Below are 22,228 nucleotides of genomic sequence, written 5' to 3'. Positions count from 1 at the left end.
TTATATGACCGAAACTAAAATCGTCGCTTTTGTTGAGCCGAGCTTCTACGGGGTGAGCTTCGCAAGAGCTGCCTTTCAGCAGGGCTGCACCGTGATTTCGATAGTATCCTCTGTGGATAACCCGCGTACGTATGGCTATGAGGGCATTTACCATGATTTAATTGTCGCGGATATTCGAGATGAAGAGTCTGTTTACGAGGCGATCCGCAGCTCAGCGTATTTCGGGAAACTGGATGCTTTAATTCCGGCAACAGATTATGCCTCGCATTTGACGGCAAAGGTGGCAGAGCGGCTGGGGCTTAGAAGCGTGCCATATGAAGCGGCGTTAAAATCAAGAAATAAAGATTTGGCCCGTGAAGCCTATGAGGCGTTTGGGGTGCCCAGCGCAAAATACAGGAAGGTGAGAACCTATGAGGAAGCGGAGGCTGCGGCTCGTGAAATTGGCTATCCTATTGTACTTAAGCCGACCAATTGTGCAAGCAGCCAAAACGTTTATTTTATTTCCGGACAGGATGAGCTGAAGGACGCGATGGCGATCATCTCGGATTTTAAAGTAACGTATATGGATTTCAAAGTGAGAGAGGAATATTTGGTTGAAGAATATTTGGATGGCCAGGAGTTCAGCGTGGAAATTTTCCTTGAAAATAGCGAGCCTGCATTTGCAGTCGTTACTGAAAAAATAACGTCGCCGCTGCCTTATTTCGTCGAGGTGGCGCATACGCTGCCTACCTCCGTGCATAAGGATAAGCAAGCGGAAATTATTGAAACAGCGGTAAGCGCGCTGCGGGCAATAGGCATTACGGATGGCCCTAGCCATGTCGAGGTGAAGCTTTCGGAGCAAGGACCGCGCATCATTGAGGTGAACGGCCGGCCTGGTGGGGACAATATTTCCTCCGATTTGCTCGTTCAAGCGCTCGGTGTTGATTTTTTTGAAGCGACTGTGCATTATTATTTAGCAGAACCTGTCAATGTTCATGCCAGCCGCAGCCGAGCGGCGGCGATCGCTTATTTGCTGGCCGAGAAGGACGGCACCGTTGCCTCTGTAGAAGGGCTTGAGCATTTGCAGCCGGGAGACGCTATTGTCCGTTCGCATATATCGGTTCAGCAAGGCGACCAGATTTCCGTAGCCAAAAGCTCGGATGACAGGCTCGGTTATGTCATTACCGTGGCCGATACGCCGCAGGAGGCGAAGCAGGCTGCACTTGATTTAATAAGCAAGGTAGAACTGGTCTATCAGTAGCCTAAGCAAGCTTGCCATTTTAAACACCTACAGGGGGACTGCAAGCAGATGACGAACATTCTGATTGTGAACGGACATGATTATTATGACAGAGCGCAAGGTAAGCTGACCCAGACACTCGTTGCCGCGGCGGTTTCACAGCTTTCTGCGCAGCATACGGTTCAGACAACAACGGTTGCAGAGGGCTATGAGGTGGAGCAGGAGATTCGAAAATTCCAATGGGCCGATGTCATTATTTTTCAGACGCCGATTTATTGGTTCAGCATTACGGGCCTGCTTAAAAAATATATCGACGACATTTATCTGCCGAATATCTTTTTCGGCAAAGCGACGAAGTTTGGCCGGGGCGGGCTGCTCACCGATAAAAAATATATGCTGTCGCTCACCTGGGGATCGTCCGCTGGCGCTTTCTCCGATCCAGCGGGCTTCCTGGAAGGAAAAAGCGAGGACGAGGTGCTGTTCAGCGTACATAAAACCCAAGAGTATTGCGGGCTGAAGCCGCTGCCTACATTCTCGCTTTATTCTTCGATGCGCGAGCCTGATGTGGATGATGGCTTAGCGAAGCTTGAGGCTCATTTGAAAAAGACATTCGAGCTTTGAGGCAGAGCGAGCGGGGGAAGCTTGGAGGTTTTTTTTGAAGGCTTCCTTGAAAGCCTCTTAAACGTTTCTCGGAAAGCTTCCCTTAAGTTTTCCCTCAAAGCTTCTCACCCCGCAGTTTTTCATAGATAGCCCGCTCTGTTCGGCCACGCCAGCTTATAAATCCTGTATTGCGATTTCACAAATAGCACGATTTTTGGCTTCAATTTCACTACGGCGGGGAATAGGCGGAATTTGCGCCAAATCATCCAGCCACCATTCGGGCAGCCCGCTAGGGCTGCTTTCTTGCCATTTATCGAGCCACTGCTGCGGCAGTCGCAGATTGCTCTCAGGGGTGAACCCGGCTTCCTTGAGCCCCGCACCCGTTTTGCCGGCAAGCGCCAAGGCGATTGGGTGATCGGTCATCGTCAGCCATACGAGTGCCCAAGCACGCGGAACGACGCGCCACAGGTCATAGCCGCCACCGCCTAGCGCGACCCATTTGCCTCCCGCAAACGTATGGGCCAGCTCATGGATAATGGCAGGCATTTCGCTATAAATGCGCATGCTGCAATGAATATGCGACAGCGGATCATAGGCGTGGGCATCGCAGCCATGCTGGCTAATAATAATGTCGGGCTTAAAAGCGGCCGCGACCTTCGTAATGGAGGAGCGGAAGCATTCCAGCCACGAATCGTCCTCCGTATAAGGCTCCATTGGCAGATTAAAGCACGTGCCAATGCCCGCATCGGTTCCTTTTTCATACACATAGCCGGTACCGGGAAAAAGAAACTTGCCCGTCTCATGGATAGAGTAGGTGCACACATCGGGATCATTGTAAAAAATCCACTGCACCCCGTCGCCATGATGGACATCGGTATCGATATAAAGCACCCTCGCATTATACGTTTCCCGCAAATGCTTAATCGCTACGGCCGCGTCATTGTAGACGCAGAAGCCGGAACCGCGCTCTGGAAAAGCGTGATGCAGCCCGCCTGCCATATGATAAGCATGCAGCGTCTTGCCGCTCATCACCTGCTCCGCCGCTTCTACGGAACCAGCGACGATAGCCGCCGCTGCGTCATGCATGCCCGGGAAAAAAGGCGTATCCTCCGTATTAAGCCCAAATTGCCCGGAGCTGTCTTGTTCTTCCGCTGCTGGCGTCTGCGTACTGAGCTGTTTAACCGCTTCTATGTAGTCCTGGCGATGCGCCAGCGCGAGCATTTGGCTGCTTGCTTGGCGGTCCGTCTCATGCCAATGCTTCTGGGGGAGCGCACCCAGTGCTTGAAGCAGGTCAACCGTAAGCGTCAGCCTGATCGGATTAAAAGGATGCTCCTCGCCAAATTTATAAAGCGAGCAGCCTGGCTGATGCACAAAAATAGCATTTGACGGCATAAACGAATCACGTCCTCCTCCGGCCTATAACGCCGATCTATCCTTAATACATAAACCGCTGCCGAAACCGAACGCGGTCAAACTGTTCGATCGATGCCAGCGGCACCTCGCTGCCGATCCGCACCATCAGGCAGTTGGCGGGATGAGAGCATATTTCCGGATCATCCGTTGCGTACCAAATCATATCGACAGACTTCATGAGCTTTTCCATCATCGTGCGATATTCCCAGACGCTTAAACCCGTGCTTTTCAAATCCCAGTGCCAATAATATTCCGTTGTGAAAACAATCAGGTTTTCCATCTGCTGCTCCGCGAAGGCGAGCTGGATCATTTTTTTGCCGAGCCCATAGGAGCGGTAGTCATTGGCTACTTCGACAGCGCCAAGCTCGACCAAATCGATCATATTTCCTTCGGACCACCGCTCTAGCTCATCGGGGTAATGGAAGGTGACATAACCGACGATGCAATCAGCTTCCCGTGTCAAAATAATGCGGCCTTCTTCCAAGGCGGCGATTTCCACAAGCGCCTCATGCTGCTCGGTAGGCCTGCGAAACGCATCAAGGTCTGGATGCATGATAAGCTGTGATAGCTGCTCAGCGGGAACAGGCCCTTCCAGCACAAGCTCCCGGCCGTCTTCGAGTATGATTTTGTCTTGCTGATAATGTTTGCGATGCTGCAAGGCATACTCCCCTCTCTGTGGTGCTGCCTAAATGGTAAAGCTTGTTCTACTAATGGTTATAGCAAACATTCAGCCAAATGAAAAGCATGGTCGAAAATAAAGCAGATATGTTATAATCGTCCATGTAAGCGTATTCCACTCGGTAAAGGTGTAATAGATTTGATGGGAGAGTGATAGAATGTCTGATCTACATCAAGAGCGAATTCCAGCAATAGCCAATAATTCTAACCTGGTTGATTATGATGAAGCTGTAAAAACCTTCCGATGGGAAACGATCGAGCAGCAGTTCAGCTGGCACCAGACCGGAAAGGTGAATATGGCTTATGAAGCGATAGATCGCCACGTTTCTGAAGGCAAAGGAGATAAGGTTGCGCTTTATTACAGCGACAGCTCGCGCGACGAGGCTTATACGTTTGGACAGCTGCAAGCGCAATCGAATCAATTTGCGAATGTGCTGCGGGGGCTCGGCATAACGAAGGGCGAGCGTGTATTCGTGTTTATGCCGCGAACGCCTGAGCTGTATATCAGCGTGCTCGGAGCGCTCAAGCTCGGCGCCGTCATCGGCCCGTTATTTGAAGCGTTCATGGAAACAGCAGTCAAGGACCGCCTGCAAGACAGTGAAGCGTCTGCGATTATCACAACGCCAGCGCTGCTTAGCCGGATTAAGCGCGATGAAATTCCATCGCTGCGGCATATTATCGTTTACGGCGATGAGGTGCAGACGGATGACGTAATCGTCGATTATGCCGCCGAGATGCAGCAGGCATCGACCGATAGCGAGATCGAATGGCTCGGACGCGAGGATGGCCTTATTTTGCATTATACGTCCGGTTCGACCGGCAAGCCTAAGGGCGTCTATCATGTACAAAATGCAATGATTCAGCATAAATATACAGGCCAGATTGTCCTCGATCTGAAAGAGGATGATATTTACTGGTGCACCGCCGACCCGGGCTGGGTAACGGGAACGTCCTATGGCATTTTTGCCCCATGGCTGAATGCGGCTACGATTGTTGTAAGAGGAGGCAGGTTCAGCCCGGCGGATTGGTATGGCACCATTCAAAAATACGGCGTCACCGTCTGGTACAGTGCGCCAACAGCGTTCCGCATGCTGATGGGAGCAGGCGATGACGTCGTATTGAACTACGATTTGTCGAGCTTGCGTCATGTGCTCAGCGTGGGCGAACCACTCAATCCAGAAGTCGTTCGCTGGGGGATGAAGGTTTATCAGCAGCGCATTCACGATACGTGGTGGATGACGGAAACGGGTGGACAGCTGATCTGCAATTACCCGTCGATGACGATTAAGCCAGGCTCAATGGGCAAGCCGCTGCCGGGGGTGGAAGCGGCGATTATTGATAATCAAGGCAATGTGCTGCCGCCATTCCGAATGGGCAATTTGGCGATTCGCACGCCATGGCCTTCGATGATGCGCAAAATTTATAATAACCCAGCCAAATACGCAGAATATTTTCATCTGGAGGGCTGGTATGTATCGGGCGACTCCGCCTATATCGATGAGGATGGCTACTTCTGGTTCCAGGGCCGCATTGATGATGTAATTAATACAGCGGGCGAGCGAGTAGGGCCGTTTGAGGTGGAGAGCAAGCTTGTTGAGCATCCAGCGGTTGCCGAAGCAGGCGTCATTGGCAAGCCTGATCCGATGCGCGGCGAGATCATTAAAGCTTTTATCGCCCTGCGTGAAGGCTACACAGCATCCGATGAGCTGAAGGCGGAAATTTCCCAGTTTGTGAAAGTGGGCCTGTCTGCACATGCGGCTCCCCGGGAAATTGAATTCAAGGATAAGCTGCCGAAGACGCGCAGCGGCAAAATTATGCGTCGTGTGCTGAAGGCATGGGAGCTGAATTTGCCAACAGGCGATTTATCTACGATTGAGGATTAGGCTGTGTGTTAAGTTAAAAAAGCTCCGGTTCCTGCAACGTTAGTTGCGGAACCGGAGCTTTTGCTTTAGAACGATTTATCTGTGAAAAATAACGTTTAACCGCCAATGCTTGCTTTCGAGGAAGGAGCCGACTGCCCGACCGCGTTCTCCGCTGTCACGTAGAACGTTCCTGACGAAAGCGGCGAGGCGTAGACGAAGCTCGTCTCTGCGGTAGAGCCTACTTCCACATATTTGCCATCGTTGCCTGCGGCGAAATACACATGATACACCGTGACCTGCTCGCCAGCTGCGCTTGCCTGCCAAGACAAGGTAATCCCTGTTTCATTGCCCTGCGCGGAAAGGCCAGCAGGAGCTGCTGGAGCAGTCAAGCCGATTTCCGGCGTTGGCCGAACATCAGGTCCTTGACCTTGACCTTGTCCTGGATCGCCGCCTTCTTCAGGAGGCTGGCCCGGATTAAGCGGATCAGGGATTTCAGGTGCGACAGGCGCCTTGCCGAAGCGGACAATTTGGCTTGGTGCCGATTCCTTGCCGGCAACATCCACGGCTGTTACATAGAAGCTGTAGCCATTGCTGGCACTGACGGTAAAGCTCGCGCTGTAAGTATCTCCCAGCAGGATGGAATTTCCTACTTTGTTAAAGGAGCCTTCGTTAACAGCCTGATATAACCGGAAGCCAACGACATCATTCTGGCCCGGAGCGGAGAAGGAAAGGCTGACTACGCCCTGGCCAATCGATGTGAGTGACACATTTCCCGGTGCACTTGGCGCACTTCCGTCATCCTTGCGTGGATCGACCTTGGAAGGCGCGTTTTTGCCTGCATCCGTAGGCAAGTAATAGCTGAGCGCTCTGCGGCTGCTTGCCGGAACGCGGGAAAGCACTTTGCTGATTTCATCCATAAGCTCATCAAGCGGCTTCTTGCGCTTAATAACCGTCTGCTGCGAAATGAAATCAGATGGTGTTGCATCATGAGCGACATAATTGACGCCGTTATAGCGTATGAATGACATATTCACAAGGGCATCATCCGCTTGCTTAGGAATATATTTTTTGTTGAACCAGTCGGTTACCAGCATGCCTGCTGATCTAGTTAATGAAGTCGGCAGCTTGCCGCTGGCACTGGATACAGTTGCTTTAACAACGCCATCCGGCTGATTGAACGCTTTGGTTGCAAACATCTCCGGCTTCTGATCGGCCAGCTGATTCATCATCTTCGCCCAAATTTCGCGGGCGCGCTTGCGGCTGTCGCCTTCGAGCGTGTAGATCGGCTTCTCATAGCCGGCCCATACGCCAAGCGTGACATCTGGGGTGAAGCCCATAAACCAGACGTCGCCGTAGTTTTGCGTGGAGCCCGTTTTGCCCGCGTACGGAATTTTACCGTAATTTTTAAGCCGTGAAGTCAAGGAATTCGCTGTGCCGCTTGGGCTGGAAATAACGGTGCGAAGCATATCCGTCATCAGGAAAGCGGTCTGCTCGGAAAAGACGCGAGTTGGCTCGTGCTGATGCTCATAGACGATTTTTCCATTAGCATCCGTAATTTTGGCGATCATGTAAGAATCATTGTACAGACCTTGATTCGGAATCGAGCCATAGGCGCTGGTCAATTCTTCAACAGACACCCCGATGCTGAGTCCGCCAAGAACGCCGGTCTGTGCGGCATCATCTTCTGGCTGCAGCGTTGTAATGCCGAGCTTTCTAGTAAACTTCCAGGCTTCCTTAATCGTAACCTCATCGAGGAAAATTTTCAGCGCTGGCAAGTTAAGCGAGCGGTTGAGCGCTTCGCGAGCGGTAACAAGGCCGCTGTAACGGTTATTTGCATTTTTTGGAATATGATAGCTGGAACCACTGTTTTTCAAAATAATCGGTGCATCATCCAAAATGCTTGCTGGTTGGATCAGCCCTTTATCAATGGCTGGCAAATAGGCGGCGATAGGTTTCATCGTTGAGCCCGGCTGCCGCGTCATCTGAGTGGCAAAGTTCATTTGCTCCTCGTAAAAATCACGGCCCTCCAGCATGCTAAGTATCGCTCCGGTTTTGTGATCGACGAGAACGGCAGCAATTTGTTCAATGCCTTTCTCCTTGCTGTCCGGAGTGAAGTTGCTCGGATCATTGCCGATATCACGCATCATTTTATAAATGTCTTTGTCAATCGTTGTATGCACCTGATAGCCGCCACGGAGCAAATGCTCGCGCGCTTCTTCTATGAGATCGGCGTTTTCCTTCTTGCGAAGATCGGCTACGGTTAGCGTCGGGTCCTGCTGCATGAGCATAACTTCCGCCGCTTGGCGCTCTGCCTCCAGCATGAGATAAGGATACGTCGTATAGGCTTTCGCTACTGGCTTTGCGAGCGATCCGCGAATATCGAATTTTTTCGCCTCATCATATTCCTGCTGGGTAATGCGTCCGGTTTGGAGCATCCGCATCAGCACGGTCGCCTGACGCTCAATGGCGAGGTCAAAGCCGCCTTCATTGAACTGGCCTTTGCCGTTAAACGCGGTATAAGCGGAAGGACGCTGCGGCAGTCCGGCCAAATAAGCCGATTGCGCAATGTTCAGCTTGCTCAAATCGGTAATGCCGAAAACACCTTTGGCGGCCGCCTTGATTCCATATAAATTGTAGCCGCTTGAGCCATTTCCGAATGGTACTTTATTCAAATATGCTGCAAGAATTTCTTCCTTCGTCAAGTAGCGCTCCATCCGCAGAGCGAGAAAAATTTCCTTCACTTTACGGCTGTCGGTTACGTCCAGACTTAAAAATACGCGTCGTGCCAATTGCTGGGTAAGCGTACTGCCGCCCGTCTGCGTATCTTCATTAAGCAGCTTTTGCTTGACTGCCCGTCCCAAACCGTTCAAATCGACGCCATAATGGGTTTCAAAATTATTGTCTTCAATCGCAAGCACGGCGTTAATGACTTGCGGGGGAAGCTCATCGTAATCCACTAGAATACGATCTTCTTCCGTACGAAGCTGTCCAATAAGGGTATCATCATTAAAGAAGACAAAGCCGGTAACTGAGTTTTCGTTTATTTTCTCTTCAATTAAGGTTCGCGGTCGTACTTCTTCTCCTTTAACCAAAGAGGCCACATAGCCCGTTACGGCTCCTCCCGTTAGCAAACCGACGAATATGACAAGGTAACAGAGCCACTTTACTGTTAGCCATGTAACGAGTCCAAATGTGCGCCAGCCGCTTCTGCGGGATGATGATGGTTGTTGATCTTCCTGCATATGAATTAACTCCTCCTCCAATACACCCAACTATTATAGCATAAAACACCATTTCGAAAAGAGGGAAGATGATTGACTTCACTCATTTGCTATGTTATGGATACGCGAAATATGTGATACCCATAAAACTAAGGAATAATTAGTATGAAAAAAAGAAATATAGCAAAGCATTTGGGACAAATTGTGTAGACTTATTTATTTTTTTGAAACAAATCCCAAGGAATTATCGTAATAAATAAAAACAGTTATAACAGCATTTGGTTGCAGAAAGGGGAGGACAAAGTGGAGGCGTTGTTCTGGGGCTGTCTGTTTGGCGGCGTGCTTTATGCAATTGTAAGCGTTATATTTGGCGATTTTCTAAGCTCTGCTTTTGACGGAGCGCTCGATTTCCTCGCCAGCGAGGGGTATGGCTGGCTTCAGCCAACCTCGCTCGTAGGCGGTATTACCGCCTTTGGCGGCGCAGGGCTGCTGCTGCAACAATATTCACCGCTGACAGCTGGAATAGTCCTTGTCATTGCTGGATTAGTCGCGATCGTCGCAGGCGGAGGCGTATATTTCCTATATGTGAAGCCGATGAGCGAAAGCGAAAATTCAACAGCCGTCTCCATTCATGATTTCACGGGGCGGCTTGGAGAAGTATTGGTACCGATTCCGGCGATTGGATGCGGCGAGGTGCTGATGCCGGCAGGAGCGGGATTTTCCAATCAAATTGCCGCAAGCTTTGACGGCGAACCGATTCCAAGCGGCGTCCGCGTTGTCGTAATTGAAGTGAAGGAGCATACGCTGTATGTGTCTCAGCTTGAAATATAGGAAAGGATATGATTTCGCCATCCTTTCTCTATATTTCTCGGAATGAAACGCGCCGCGCCGCCAGAGGACGGTTTTCGGCCGTTTCACCTTCACCTTGATCCACTGTTATAACTGGCTATTTGACAAATAGAGAGGAGCTTGATACTATGCCTGAATTTTTGCTTATTCCCATTATTGTTGTTGCTGTATTCGTCGTACTAGGACTCGCGTTCTGGGCTCGCTACAAAACCGTTAGCCCAGATGAGGCGATGATTGTAACCGGCTCATTTCTTGGAACCCGCAATGTTATGACAGATGACAGCGGCCGCCGCATTAAAATCGTCAGAGGAGGAGGCGCTTTTATACTGCCAATCTTCCAGAAGGCTGAATTTCTTTCTTTGCTTTCCCATAAGCTTGATGTGTCTACTCCAGAGGTGTATACGGAGCAAGGTGTTCCGGTTATGGCCGATGGCGTCGCGATCATTAAAATCGGCGGTATCGTAGAGGATGTCGCAACAGCTGCCGAGCAGTTCATGGGCAAGCCGACAGAAGAGCTGAAGAGCGAGGCACAGGAAGTGCTGGAAGGGCATTTGCGGGCGATTCTAGGTTCCATGACGGTAGAGGAAGTATATCGCAACCGCGATCGGTTTGCCCAAGAGGTACAAAGCGTGGCGGCCAAAGATCTTAAAAAGATGGGGCTGCAAATTGTCTCCTTTACGATTAAAGATTTGCGCGACAAGCATGGTTATCTGGATGCGCTCGGCAAGCCTCGTATAGCGGCAGTGAAGCGGGATGCAGACATTGCACAAGCTGAGGCGGTGCGGGATGCAAGAATTAAGAAGGCGAGTGCCGAAGAGGAAGGACAGAAGGCCGAGCTGCTGCGGGATACGAATATCGCGGAGGCAGAGAAAATGAAAGAGCTCAAAGTCGCTTCCTTCAAAAAAGACCAGGATACCGCGAAAGCGGAAGCGGATCAGGCCTACGCCATTCAAGAAGCTCGGGCGAAGCAGAGCGTGGTCGAAGAGCAAATGAAAGTTGAGCTGGTGCGTAAAGAACGGGAGATTGACCTTGAAGCAAAAGAAATTTTGCGTAGAGAGAAGCAATACGACGCTGAGGTGAAGAAAAAAGCGGATGCCGATCGTTATGCAGTCGAGCAGGCGGCAGAAGGGGAGAAATCCAAACGGCTGCGTGAGGCGGATGCGCTGCAGTACAGCATCGAAGCGGAAGCGAAGGCGATGGCCGAGCAGAAGCGGCTGGATGGCTTGGCCGTAGCGGATGCTGAGCGGGCCAAAGGTACAGCGGAAGCCGAAGTGATCAGGCTGCGCGGTCTAGCGGAAGCCAAGGCAAAAGAAAAGCTGGCAGAGGCGTTCGAGAAGTTTGGAGAGGCAGCGATCCTCGACATTATTGTGAAAATGCTGCCTGAGCTGGCAGGCAAGGTCGCTGAGCCAATTAAAGGCATTGATAAGCTGACCGTTGTGGATACGGGCAATGGCGAAGGGGCGATGCGTCTAAGCAATTACGTCACTTCCTTGATGGCTACAGCGCCAGAAATGCTGAAAAGTGTAGCGGGCATTGATGTGTTTGCTTTAATGAAGGGATTAACGACGAAAAATACATCAGTCCCTGCCCCAGTGCCCGCTGTCGCGGTTCCGGCGAAAGCTTCCTCAACGAGCGAGGCATTAATGCAATTGCTGTCCTCTAAGGAATCGGGCCAAGACGAGAACACCCCATCCTAAATAAGTGAACAAAAAAATCCCCGGCCATCATAAGATGACCGGGGATTTCCTTTAAAATATAGGAAAGAATATTCTAACACTATCCTATCTCTATATTTCTCGGAATGAAACGCGCCGCCAAAGGACGGCGCGTTTCAGCTTATTAACGGCTGTAGAACTCGACGATTTGTTTAACGTCGATTTCTTGCGTCAACTCAGCACGCTCTGGGAAACGAACGTACTTGCCTTCAAGCGCTTGGTCGTTAAACTCAAGGTAGTTAGGCAGGTGATGACGGCCTTCCATAGCTTCTTTGATCGTTTTCAGACCACGGCTGCGCTCGCGCAGGCCGATTACGTCGTTAAGCGATACAGTGTAAGAAGCGATGTCGACTTTTTTGCCGTTAACTGTTATATGACCGTGAGAAACCAATTGGCGCGCACCAGCACGCGAGTTGGACAGGCCAAGACGGTAAACGAGGTTATCCAGACGGCTTTCCAAAAGCACGAGGAAGTTGTCGCCGGAAATACCTTTCATTTTAGCTGCTTTGTCGAACAAGTTGCGGAATTGCTTCTCGTTCAAACCATACATATGGCGCAGCTTTTGTTTTTCTTGCAATTGAACGCCATAGCCGCTCAATTTCTTGCGTTGGTTCGGGCCGTGTTGGCCTGGTGGAAATGGACGTTTGAGATCTTTGCCAGTTCCGCTCAGGGAAATACCAAGGCGGCGGCTTAATTTAAATTTAGGTCCTGTATAACGTGACATGCGTCGTGTTAACTCCTTCAACAAATGGGATTTTTGAAGATGGGGTTGTGTTTCGCGGAACAAGCTCAAATGCTCAAGTCAAAACTTAGAGCCTAACAAGCACCTCAGCCGCAGGCCTGTCAGTGAACTTATTCTCGAGGGTGACACAAAACCGTACGCCCATGTATTCAACAATTAATATTATATGAAATTCAAGCAGAAAGTCAAGAAAAATAGCCTGTTATGCTAATCGGGAATGATATAGAGTCTTTAGGCCTATAAACCAACTGTTAATTAGTGCAATATTCTTAAAAATAAAGTATGATGATGGTATCTTCTTCATACATAGATGACTGCTCATCTCCTTGTTTAGACCGACAGAAGGGTTGGGTGTTGCAGATGAACAATCGAAACCGAGATGGGAATAATAACGATCACTTTGCTCAGGCTGCAGCTCCTGTAGAGCAATTGCATCCTGAAATATGGTTTATGCACGAAGATATTAACGATGCGGACAGGCCATATATGATGCCGCTGCTTCAGGACAGCTTCGAGCTATGGTTCAGGGAGGCAAGCGAAGAAGCGGAAGCGGTGCAGGGCGCCTCATTATTATTTGACTGGGAGCTGCGTTTAATTGATAGCGCGGGTGCTGTTAAAGGGCAGGCGGAGTTGTGGCGCGATGAGCTGCGAATGCTTGCTGCACAAGTAGCTGAGTCTGGCTGCGCAGCTTCAGTGACGTTTGGAGAGCCGCCTGCTCATGCTGCTGCTGTTCCTGTCCGCAAACGCTCGAGTGGCGAGCCATTCAGCATATTTATACATATTGCCCCAAGCAGTACCGCCGAAGCTGAGCAGCAGGCAAGGCTTAGTGCCCTTCATTTCCGCAGCTGCTTCTACCGCTCTTTCGAACATATATATGTCCGGGATTTGATGCTCCAGCAAAAACGAACGGAGAAGGATGCCAATAGGCGCGATGCCCTGTTTCTGGCAGCTAAGCGATTGTATGATCAGTTCGACGTTACAGCCGTACTGTCCGAAATGCTAAGCAGTTTAGGTCAGCTTTACCCGAGCTCCGAAGTCAATCTATATTTGTCCCAAGACCATTTGAATGGCGACGCGCGCGTCAAGCCGCTTATTTTTAAAAATACAGCGCATGACATTGTTGCGAAAGCTTTCATGGAAGGCAAGCCGATGACGCAGAAGGAGCGGGATGGCACGATACGCCTAGCAGTTCCAATGAGCGGCAAGCAGGCGGCTTACGGCGTGCTCTGCATCTCGATTGACGCTGAGCGCTGGGATATTGCGAATATGCCGGCCTTCGTGCTGCTGGCGGATACAGCGGGATCTGCATTTGAGAATGCCAAGCTGTACGAGCAGTCCAATTTGCTCATTAACGAGCTTCGCGTCATTAATGAGCTGGCGAAACGGCTGAATCAATCGCTGAAGCTTAAGGATATATTCAAGTTTGCGACGAATGAGTTGCTTAATATTTTTGAAGCGGATTATTGCTCGATTCTCCAATTGGATAAAGACCGCAACCAATTTAATGTCATGTCCAGCAACATTCCTACGCTTGCACGCGAGCAATTCGTGCCGGATTACGGCTTTAGCGGCATTATTAACCGAACGAAAGAACCGCTTATTTTGTCAGATTATTGGCAAACCCGTGTCGTAACGTCTAAAATGATGGATTACACTGGCTCCCGCTCGCTGATCGCTGCCCCTATTATGGTTGAGGATGAAGTAGTGGGCGTGATCATGGTTACGCATAAAAACCCTCATTATTTCTCCTACGACAATTATAAGCTGCTCCAAATTATGTCCACACATATTGCCTTGGCGGTGACGAACGCTTCGCTGCATGCAGAGGTTCGCCGCATGGTTATTACGGACAATTTAACGGGGCTGCATGCCCGCCACTACTTGAACGAGCAAATCCAGAGCCGTCAGCGCAAAGATCCGTTAGGCTCACTCGTGCTCGTCGACGTCGACCATTTCAAACGCATTAATGACACATTCGGCCATCAGGTTGGGGATCGTATTTTAATCCAAGTGAGCGAAATTATACGGACTACGATTAGGCAGGGAGACATCGCTGCACGATGGGGCGGGGAGGAGCTGGCCGTATATTTGCCAGGCATTCGTTCTGAACAAGCTTTTCGAATTGCTGAACGTATTCGTCTGCTTGTGGAAGCGGAGACGGATCCTAAAGTGACGGTGTCATGCGGCGTGTCGGAATGGACGTTTGAAAATGATAAAATCAGCGTGGAATCGCTATTTTATCGTGCAGATATGGCCTTATATGATGCAAAAAATAATGGAAGAAACTGTATTCGTCTTGGCGTGGGGTAAAAGCAGGCATTAGACATAAGATTTTTGTTTGAAAAAAAATAGGAGAAGCGTCTGGGCATTTTGCTCAGGCGTTTTTTCTTTTTTTGCAGCCCTGCTTCATTAGATAATAGAAGCCCAGAAAGGAATAAGGAGCCTGCTGCTTCGGGGAAGCTAGAGAAAGCAAAAGCAACCTTATGGAGGGAAGAAAAAATGAAAACCATTAAGCTAGCTGTTCTATTAGCTTTATTCGCATGCACGGCATGGCTGAGCGGCTGCATGGATGTGGCAGACAAACGAACGCCGGAGCAATGGCTTTCTTTATCAGCAGCAGGACTTGCGGCAACGGATAAATACAGCTTCAGCGGCACTACTTCCATTATTGGGGCAGATGGCTGGAGCTATTCGCCGCTGCGCTTCTCGGGAGAGGTAGTGGACCATGAGCAGGTCAAATCGTATGCAGCAACAGCTGCGGACCAGAGCGAATACGCCGTGCCAGCTGAGCTGCTTAAGGAGATTCAGCAAGCGACAAATAAGGTAAGTATTCAAACGACGGCAACCGCAGAAGGGCATCTCGTGCTTCATGCAGCCGTAGACAAGGGGAAAGCGAAGAAACGGTGGGAGAAGCGCTTGACGGCAGAAATGGCGGCGCTCGCGAGCCAGGCTCCCGCTAAGGAAGGAGCTCTCCGGCAGGAATGGCTGCGCACATATGAGAAGTCCAATAAGGAGCTGAAGCAAATGCTGTCCACCTTAGAGGTGGATGGGCAATACGAGCTGACGATCGACCGCAGCAAGCTAGTGCCGCTCCAGTTGCAGGAGCAAACGACATTTGCTTATCAAAAGCAGGGAAAGCGGATTACAGAGAAGCGGACGACGAACATCTCGCTCAGCGCTTTTGACGGCACCACTTCGCCATGAAGGATGCACGCACCTGTTAAACATGTTACGATGGAGTTGGTAGTATTTATCAACGATAGAGAAGCAATGATTTGGAGGAGAGTTTAACATGCGTGACCCAAGAATTCAGCAGCTAGCTGCCAATTTGGCAGGCTATTCCATCGGTGTTCAGCCAGGAGAAAATGTACTTATTGAAGTGATCGGCTCGGAGCGCGAGCTGACGAAAGCTTTAATTGAAGAGGTAGCGAAGCTTGGCGGCAGACCTTTTGTAGAAATTACAGACCCTGCGGTGACGCGCACGCTGCTGCGAAGCGGAAGCAAAGAGCAAATCGAAGAATGGACGAAATATGATTTGCAGCGCATGAAGCAAATGGATGCTTACATCGGCATTCGCGCTGGCGGCAATGTCAATGAAATGAGCGACGTTCCAGAAGATAAAATGCGGCTTTATGAGCAAATTTATCGCGATGCTGTACATATGGATCAGCGGGTAAAACGCACTCGCTGGGTTGTCATGCGTTATCCGAACGAATCCATGGCGCAGCTGGCGAAGATGAGCACGGAATCGTTTGAAGATTTTTATTTTAATGTATGTAATTTGGATTATGCCAAAATGGACAAAGCGATGGACCCGCTTCAGGCTTTGATGAACAAAACCGATCGCGTCAGAATCGTATCGCCAGGCACAGATCTTACTTTTTCCATTAAAAATATCGGTTCCAAAAAATGCTCCGGCCACCGCAACATCCCGGATGGAGAAGTATTTTCGGCCCCTGTTCGCGACTCGGTACAAGGCATCATTTCCTACAATGCACCCAGCGTATATTCAGGCGTAACCTTCTCGGACATTTGCTTCACGTTTGAAAATGGCAAAATCGTCAAAGCGACCAGCAGCGATACGGCTCGCTTGAATGAGATTTTGGACATGGATGAGGGCGCTCGCTATATTGGCGAATTTGCAATTGGCTTTAATCCGCATATTTTGCACCCGATGAATGACACTTTATTTGATGAGAAAATTGCCGGAAGCCTGCACTTTACACCGGGCCGCGCTTATGATGAAACAGACAATGGAAATCGATCGTCCGTTCACTGGGACCTTGTGCTCATTCAGCGTCCAGAGTATGGCGGAGGGGAAATTTATTTCGATGATGTGCTAATCCGCAAGGATGGGCACTTCGTTATTCCGGAGCTAGAGGCATTAAATTCCGAAAATTTGAAATAAATGAAAAAGAAGCGTTTTACAATTTGCCTCTTGCCCGATCTTTAATTTCAGGTTATCATGATTTCGAAGGTAAGCTTTACTAATTTAATTGGAGGGGTTCCCCATGTCTAACAACGCAGCTATTGTAGAAATATCCCAAGCAGCAGGTCAATTCCGCTCATCAATCGTTCTGCAAGCAGATAACAAATATATTGATGTTAAAAGTATTTTGGGATTGTTTACTACGCTGGTAGGCGGTCACTCCTACGAGCTTCACGTCCACGGACCAGATGCTGAGGAAGCAAAAGCCGCAATGGCAGCTGTTTTCGCTAAGCATAACCTGAATATTGCGGTTGTTTCTGAATAAACAGGTTACACCAGTACATGCGCCTCTTCGCTAGCCGAAGGGGCGCTTTTCTGTTTTGTCCTTGTGTATTGGCTCTTTTTCGTCTAATATAAAGGGTATAGACGACGGCGGGTACACGCATTAGGGGGGAAAACGATGTCTTCACCGGAAGTCACGGTTCAATTGCATGAGAAAGCTCTTCGTCTCCTTATGGAGGATGCGGCTAAAATAGAGAAATTGATTGAGGTTCAGATGGAGAACTTGACGACCCGTCAATGTCCGCTGTACGAGGAAGTATTGGACACGCAGATGTATGGATTCTCGCGGGAAATTGATTTTGCAGTACGCGCAGGATTGATCGCTGAGCATAGCGGCAAGGAGCTGCTAAGTCGCTTGGAGCGCAATCTGGCTCAGCTTTACGAAGCGTTGAATAGAAAGGAGTAGGCGTACCATGCGGCCTGCTCCTTTTTTTTTGTCTGTCTCTCTTTGTGTCTATGAACTCCAAGCCTTTTGCGCAGTCCAGATCCTGTTTCAGCATACTCCCGTCCTTTAGACCAAATAAAAAGCAATGCCCAAAATACAATAAACCATGAGCAGCAGCGCCCCTTCGTACCAATTGGTCTGTCCATCGCCCGATACCGATTTCGCGATAAAGACGGATACTGCGATAGCGGTCAGCTCAATCGGTGTAAAAATAATGTCCATCGTTTTGCCCATTAATGCGCTGGCAATAATGAGCACGGGAGCGACGAACAGGGCGATTTGCAGGCTGCTGCCGACCGCAATTTCCACAGCTGCCCCGATTTTGTTGCGCAGTGCCAGCAAAACCGCAGCGCTGTGCTCAGCGGCATTGCCGACAATGGCAATGATGAATGCCCCTACAAACAGCTCAGACAGCCCAAAACGCGTTGTAAACGTATCCAGCGTGTGCACAAGCCATTCGCTAATAAAAGCGACCATAATGGTAGCTACAACGAGCATAAGGACGGAGCGGCCCTTAGACCATGCAGGCGCCTCGCCGTGATCAGCGCTCATTTCGCTGTCTGCCAGCATTTGTTTATGTGTCACCATGGAAAACAGCAGCCACAGCACGTAAGCCAAAATCAAAATGACCGCAACGGCTAGGCTGAGAAAATGATCTTTCTCCATGGTGAAATGTTCGGCTCCAACGAAGATGGCCGGCACGAACAAGCCGATGACGGCAAGCAGCATGAGAGTCGAGTTATGCTGGGCCAGCTGCTGATTGAAATGCTGCTGCTTGAATTTAAGGCCGCCTGCCAGCAGGCTGAGCCCCAGCACGAGCAGCAAGTTGCCGATGATGGACCCGGTAATGCTCGCTTTGACCATGTCGAACAAGCCTTCCTTGACGAGGAAAAACGCGATAATCAGCTCCGCGGCATTGCCGAAGGTCGCATTGAGGAAGCCGCCAAGCCGCTGTCCGGCATAATGGGCGACGCTCTCTGTTGCTTGCCCGAGAAAGCCTGCTGCGAAAACAATCGCTACAGCGGAAACAGCAAATTGCAGCGTCATGTCCAGATGGGCGAAATGTGCGATTGCACTAAAGACGAACATGACGATTAATCCGGTGAAAAACAGCTTCTGTCTCACATGGGCACCCCTTTGTTAAAGTCTGCAAACCTGTTATATAATATATCCAATTCTATTCGACAGATAACCGTTATTTTAATCGACAAAAGTTGCTTCCGGTTAATCCATCCAGTACAATATACATATATAGCAAATGGAGGAGTGAAGAAGATGACCGAGGACCTTAAAACAGGCATTATTCGTATTTCTGATGACGTAGTAGCAACAATCGCGGGACTCGCCGCACTTGAGACTCCAGGTATAGCAGCCATGTCTGGCGGGATTTCTGAAGGGCTTGCTAAACGCCTAAGCGGGAAAAACGTGCAGAAGGGTGTTTCCGTGGAAGTCGGACAGCTCGAAGCCGCAATTGATTTGCGTATTATCGTTCATTATGGCATTCCTATTCAGGAAGTATGCCGCCAACTGCAGCTCAATGTAAGGGAGTCGGTATCGAATATGACCGGTCTTCAAGTCGTTGAAGTCAATGTGAAAGTAGAAGGCGTTGTATTCAAGGAAGAAGAAGTGTTTGAGGAAACAGCTACCCCGCGTATTAAATAATCGGTGATGGCATGTTCCGCTCCGGCGGATAAAGCTGTTCATTCTGATATAACGACACAACAATAAACAAGCTTCCGCGCCTCATAGCAGGTGGGAAGCTTGTTTTAGTTTTGACGTTTGTTTTTTGGCTTTGCATTGCGATTCGCTTCTCGGGAAATGCTGAGCAATACGCCAATGCACATGAGGCAGGCCATAAGCGATGAACCGCCGTAGCTGATGAAAGGGAGCGTTACCCCAGTCAGCGGTATAGCGCCTGTTACTCCGCCAATGTTAATGAATCCCTGAATGCTGAACAGTCCAACAATGCCGACGCCAATAATGGTGCCGTATTGATCCGAGCAGCGCAAAGCGACGATCAAGCAGCGCCATAAAAAAGCCAGAAAAAATAAAATAAAAAGCGAGGCGCCAATAAAGCCAAATTCCTCCGCGATAATGGCAAAAATAAAATCATTATACGCATAGGTCAAATAATGCAGCTTTTGTACACTTTCACCGAAGCCTGCTCCGGTCAAGCCGCCATGCCCTAAAGCCTGTAAAGAGGAAACGAGCTGAAGCCCCGTATCCTGCTTGTCTGCCACAGGATCCAAAAAGGCAGTAAAGCGGGCAATACGATAAGACCACTTTGTCGGGCTGATCGCCATAGATATGCTAACGCCAACGGTAAGCACGAGTCCCATTAGTCCGCCCGTTACGAATACCTGCTTCAGGTTTGCCCCGCCAGCCATAATCATAACGGTAGCGCATCCTGCCAGCACCATGCAAGAGCCCAAATCCGGCTGCAGCATAATGAGAAAGCAGATAAAACCTGTAACAAGAATGACGGGAATGAGACCTTTTTTGAAGTCGCGGAATTTTTCGCCTTTTTTGGAGATAAGTGCTCCCAAGTACAAAATAAGCGCGAGCTTTGCGGGCTCCGTCGGTTGTATAGTTAGGGGCCCTATTTCCAGCCAACTGTGCGCGCCGTTAATGTTATCACTAGCAAAGGGAACGATAGCAAGTAAAATGACGACAGGAAAAAAGAAAAGCAGAAAAGATTTTTTGTAAAACTCATAACGAATATTCATCAGTAAAAACATGAAAAATATGCCTGCTGCTGCAAAAACCGCCTGTTTCTTAACAAAATAAAGCGGATCATTCAAATATTTTGGTGAATATAAAGCAATGCTTGAGCTCGCGCTGAATACCATCACGAGCCCAAAACCGACGAGCAGAAGCGTGAAAATTAAAAGCAGAAAATCTGGCCTGCCACGGCTGCCGTTTTGCGTTTTGCTCATACTAGTCAAGCAATTGCTTGAGTTGCTGCAATCGCTGCGTAGCTGTGTTCAAAATAGGCTGTGGCACTGGGGATTCATACTCCATGCCATGCGGGAACGTTGCTCTGCCAATGTATACGGCTTCAATTGCAAGTACAGCATGCGGAGATTCAAGCTTTCCTTCAACAGCACGCGTGTTGATGCGCAAAAAGTATTCAGAGTTCGTAGCCTTATCTTCCAGCTTCAAATCATATGTAGCACGGTAGTATTCCCACTGCCAGCGAACGAAGCCGAGCTTTTCTGCCGATTCATCCAGATGGAACAGCTCGCTCTGAACACCGTTCAAACCGGTATTCTCAATAATCATGATGTTTCCTCCTCATTATTCAAAAACCAATTGTTGAACATTCATTTCTCATGATAGTATGTTTCCCCAGCCAGTGCAAGCCTTACCCACGGCGACAAAGCAATCCGAATAAACATTCCTGCAATTAAGCTTCCTTATGTGAGCTTCGTTCTGTTAAAATAGAGTAAGTTAATACGATTAAGACGATAGGTCTGTCAAATGTGTAAAAGGTGAAGGAGGTTTGCTGTTATGTTGACCAGTGTCTATGCGTTAGAAAAGCTGCAACATCTTTATCCAGAGATGGTGCAGTGGCGGAGATACCTCCATCAGCATCCTGAACTATCCTTCCAAGAGGAGAAAACCTCAAGATGGATCGCAGGGAAGCTGGTGGAATTCGGCTGCGAGTTTGAGGAAGGTGTAGGCGGATATGGAATCGTTGTGACGATAAAAGGCGAACAGCCTGGGCCAGTCGTGGCTCTGCGCGCCGATATCGATGCGTTGCCGATTCAAGATGAGAAGCAGTGTGATTATGCGTCGACAGTACCCGGAATTATGCATGCCTGCGGGCACGATGGTCATACGTCGTCGATGCTGGCCATAGCAAAGTTCTATCAGGAGCATCGCAGTGACATTAAAGGCGAGCGGAGACTGCTGTTCCAGCCTGCTGAGGAAGTGACGCCGGGCGGTGCCATTCATATGATTAAGGACGGAGCGCTTGCAGGCGTAGATGTTATCTATGGCATTCATCTGTGGGCACCGCTCCCATTTGGGCAAGTATCGACAAGAGCAGGCGCATTCATGGCCGCAGCCGATGAATTCACAATTGAAATTATCGGGCTGGGCGGACATGGCGGCATGCCGCATAAAGGAATTGATACGATTGTGGTTGGGGCGTCGCTCGTGCAGTCGATTCAATCGATTGTTAGCCGGAGCATCAATCCGCTGCATCCGTCGGTTATTTCTATAGGTTCTTTTCAAGCGGGAACGACGAATAACGTCATTGCCGAGCGGTGTTTGATGAAAGGCACGGTTCGTTCCTTCGATGAGGAAAGCCGTTATTTTATTCATGAGCGTTTGAAGCAGGTTATTGAGCATACGTGCCAAATGTATGGCGCCAAATACGATTTTCAGCTTCGCGTCGGCTATCCTGCCGTCATTAATAATGAGCATGAAGCGGAGCGTTTTTTCCGCGTAGCGGAGCCGATGCTCGGAGAAGGCAATGCGGTGCGGGGCGATGAAATGATGGTAGCAGAAGATTTTTCCTACTATTTGGACGAGGTTCCCGGCTGCTTTATGATGGTAGGCGCGGGCAATGGTGATACGTCCACCAGCTATTCCCATCATCATCCTAAGTTCGATTTCGAAGAAGGCGCCATGCTTAAATCCGCAGAGCTGCTCATACGGCTGGCTGAGGATTATGTGTCAGAGCATTAGAAGGTTAGAGCATTAAAC

At 49.5% G+C, this 22,228-nt stretch carries 19 protein-coding genes; 12 read left to right on the top strand and 7 right to left on the bottom strand.

Annotated elements, in window-relative coordinates:
- The first annotated feature begins 4 nt into the window (after window positions 1-4).
- Window positions 5-1,240: an ATP-grasp domain-containing protein gene (locus AC50Y5_RS29830; protein WP_494865101.1), complete on the top strand. Its 1,236-nt coding sequence runs from the start codon at window positions 5-7 to the stop codon at window positions 1,238-1,240.
- A gap of 48 nt (window positions 1,241-1,288) precedes the next feature.
- Entirely contained in the window at window positions 1,289-1,840 is a 552-nt protein-coding gene (locus tag AC50Y5_RS29825; protein WP_494865099.1) for an NAD(P)H-dependent oxidoreductase, read from the top strand.
- A gap of 153 nt (window positions 1,841-1,993) precedes the next feature.
- Here the strand turns inward: AC50Y5_RS29825 and AC50Y5_RS29820 are convergent, their stop codons facing one another.
- Together AC50Y5_RS29820 and AC50Y5_RS29815 are read right to left on the bottom strand one after the other, a co-directional pair.
- Window positions 1,994-3,211: an acetoin utilization protein AcuC gene (locus AC50Y5_RS29820; RefSeq protein ID WP_056038660.1), complete on the bottom strand. Its 1,218-nt coding sequence runs from the start codon at window positions 3,209-3,211 to the stop codon at window positions 1,994-1,996.
- 43 nt (window positions 3,212-3,254) lie between these two features.
- On the bottom strand, window positions 3,255-3,890 hold the full coding sequence (locus AC50Y5_RS29815; protein WP_056038658.1) for a GNAT family N-acetyltransferase: 636 nt from the start codon (window positions 3,888-3,890) through the stop codon (window positions 3,255-3,257).
- 178 nt (window positions 3,891-4,068) lie between these two features.
- Between AC50Y5_RS29815 and acsA the strand changes: the two genes are divergently transcribed.
- Window positions 4,069-5,793, top strand: a complete 1,725-nt coding sequence (acsA, locus tag AC50Y5_RS29810) for an acetate--CoA ligase (RefSeq protein WP_056038654.1) — start codon at window positions 4,069-4,071, stop codon at window positions 5,791-5,793.
- Between the two features lie 95 nt (window positions 5,794-5,888).
- Here the strand turns inward: acsA and AC50Y5_RS29805 are convergent, their stop codons facing one another.
- Window positions 5,889-9,014, bottom strand: a complete 3,126-nt coding sequence (locus AC50Y5_RS29805) for a transglycosylase domain-containing protein (protein WP_494865096.1) — start codon at window positions 9,012-9,014, stop codon at window positions 5,889-5,891.
- A gap of 282 nt (window positions 9,015-9,296) precedes the next feature.
- On the opposite strand from AC50Y5_RS29805, the gene AC50Y5_RS29800 reads away from it, so the two are divergent.
- Together AC50Y5_RS29800 and floT are read left to right on the top strand one after the other, a co-directional pair.
- Window positions 9,297-9,824, top strand: coding sequence for an NfeD family membrane protein (locus AC50Y5_RS29800; protein ID WP_056038647.1), 528 nt, complete (start codon window positions 9,297-9,299; stop codon window positions 9,822-9,824).
- A gap of 146 nt (window positions 9,825-9,970) precedes the next feature.
- Window positions 9,971-11,539, top strand: a complete 1,569-nt coding sequence (gene floT / locus AC50Y5_RS29795; RefSeq protein ID WP_494865093.1) for a flotillin lipid rafts scaffold protein FloT — start codon at window positions 9,971-9,973, stop codon at window positions 11,537-11,539.
- Between the two features lie 142 nt (window positions 11,540-11,681).
- Here floT and rpsD read toward each other — a convergent pair whose 3' ends face one another.
- Complete coding sequence (rpsD, locus tag AC50Y5_RS29790) at window positions 11,682-12,281, bottom strand: 30S ribosomal protein S4 (RefSeq protein WP_494865091.1); 600 nt, start codon at window positions 12,279-12,281, stop codon at window positions 11,682-11,684.
- 378 nt (window positions 12,282-12,659) lie between these two features.
- Between rpsD and AC50Y5_RS29785 the strand changes: the two genes are divergently transcribed.
- From AC50Y5_RS29785 to AC50Y5_RS29765, 5 genes are all read left to right on the top strand, one after another.
- On the top strand, window positions 12,660-14,609 hold the full coding sequence (locus AC50Y5_RS29785) for a sensor domain-containing diguanylate cyclase (protein WP_056039100.1): 1,950 nt from the start codon (window positions 12,660-12,662) through the stop codon (window positions 14,607-14,609).
- A 189-nt stretch (window positions 14,610-14,798) separates the two neighbouring features.
- A complete protein-coding gene (locus tag AC50Y5_RS29780; RefSeq protein WP_494865089.1) occupies window positions 14,799-15,503 on the top strand; it encodes a hypothetical protein in 705 nt (234 codons plus the stop codon).
- Window positions 15,504-15,591: 88 nt separating this feature from the next.
- Window positions 15,592-16,707, top strand: a complete 1,116-nt coding sequence (locus AC50Y5_RS29775; RefSeq protein WP_056038639.1) for an aminopeptidase — start codon at window positions 15,592-15,594, stop codon at window positions 16,705-16,707.
- Between the two features lie 103 nt (window positions 16,708-16,810).
- Window positions 16,811-17,053 carry an HPr family phosphocarrier protein gene (locus AC50Y5_RS29770; RefSeq protein WP_046230579.1) on the top strand — a complete coding sequence of 81 codons (243 nt, stop codon included), beginning with the start codon at window positions 16,811-16,813 and terminating at the stop codon, window positions 17,051-17,053.
- A 135-nt stretch (window positions 17,054-17,188) separates the two neighbouring features.
- Window positions 17,189-17,476 (top strand): Fpa/YlaN family protein, encoded by a 288-nt coding sequence (locus tag AC50Y5_RS29765; RefSeq protein WP_056038636.1) that lies wholly within the window; start codon window positions 17,189-17,191, stop codon window positions 17,474-17,476.
- Between the two features lie 105 nt (window positions 17,477-17,581).
- Here the strand turns inward: AC50Y5_RS29765 and cax are convergent, their stop codons facing one another.
- Complete coding sequence (gene cax / locus AC50Y5_RS29760) at window positions 17,582-18,640, bottom strand: calcium/proton exchanger (RefSeq protein WP_494865087.1); 1,059 nt, start codon at window positions 18,638-18,640, stop codon at window positions 17,582-17,584.
- 150 nt (window positions 18,641-18,790) lie between these two features.
- On the opposite strand from cax, the gene AC50Y5_RS29755 reads away from it, so the two are divergent.
- On the top strand, window positions 18,791-19,177 hold the full coding sequence (locus AC50Y5_RS29755; protein WP_056038629.1) for an Asp23/Gls24 family envelope stress response protein: 387 nt from the start codon (window positions 18,791-18,793) through the stop codon (window positions 19,175-19,177).
- Between the two features lie 104 nt (window positions 19,178-19,281).
- On the opposite strand, the gene ftsW is transcribed toward AC50Y5_RS29755, so the two are convergent.
- Window positions 19,282-20,451 carry a putative lipid II flippase FtsW gene (ftsW, locus tag AC50Y5_RS29750; RefSeq protein ID WP_494865084.1) on the bottom strand — a complete coding sequence of 390 codons (1,170 nt, stop codon included), beginning with the start codon at window positions 20,449-20,451 and terminating at the stop codon, window positions 19,282-19,284.
- 1 nt (window position 20,452) lies between these two features.
- On the bottom strand, window positions 20,453-20,797 hold the full coding sequence (locus tag AC50Y5_RS29745) for a YugN family protein (protein WP_046230584.1): 345 nt from the start codon (window positions 20,795-20,797) through the stop codon (window positions 20,453-20,455).
- Window positions 20,798-21,025: 228 nt separating this feature from the next.
- Between AC50Y5_RS29745 and AC50Y5_RS29740 the strand changes: the two genes are divergently transcribed.
- Entirely contained in the window at window positions 21,026-22,210 is a 1,185-nt protein-coding gene (locus AC50Y5_RS29740) for a M20 metallopeptidase family protein (protein WP_494865082.1), read from the top strand.
- Window positions 22,211-22,228 lie beyond the last annotated feature (18 nt).

The organism is Paenibacillus sp. JT22N7, from assembly GCF_059383875.1.
Note: the sequence above shows the minus strand (reverse complement) of the source record. Positions and strands in the feature narration are given on the sequence as shown.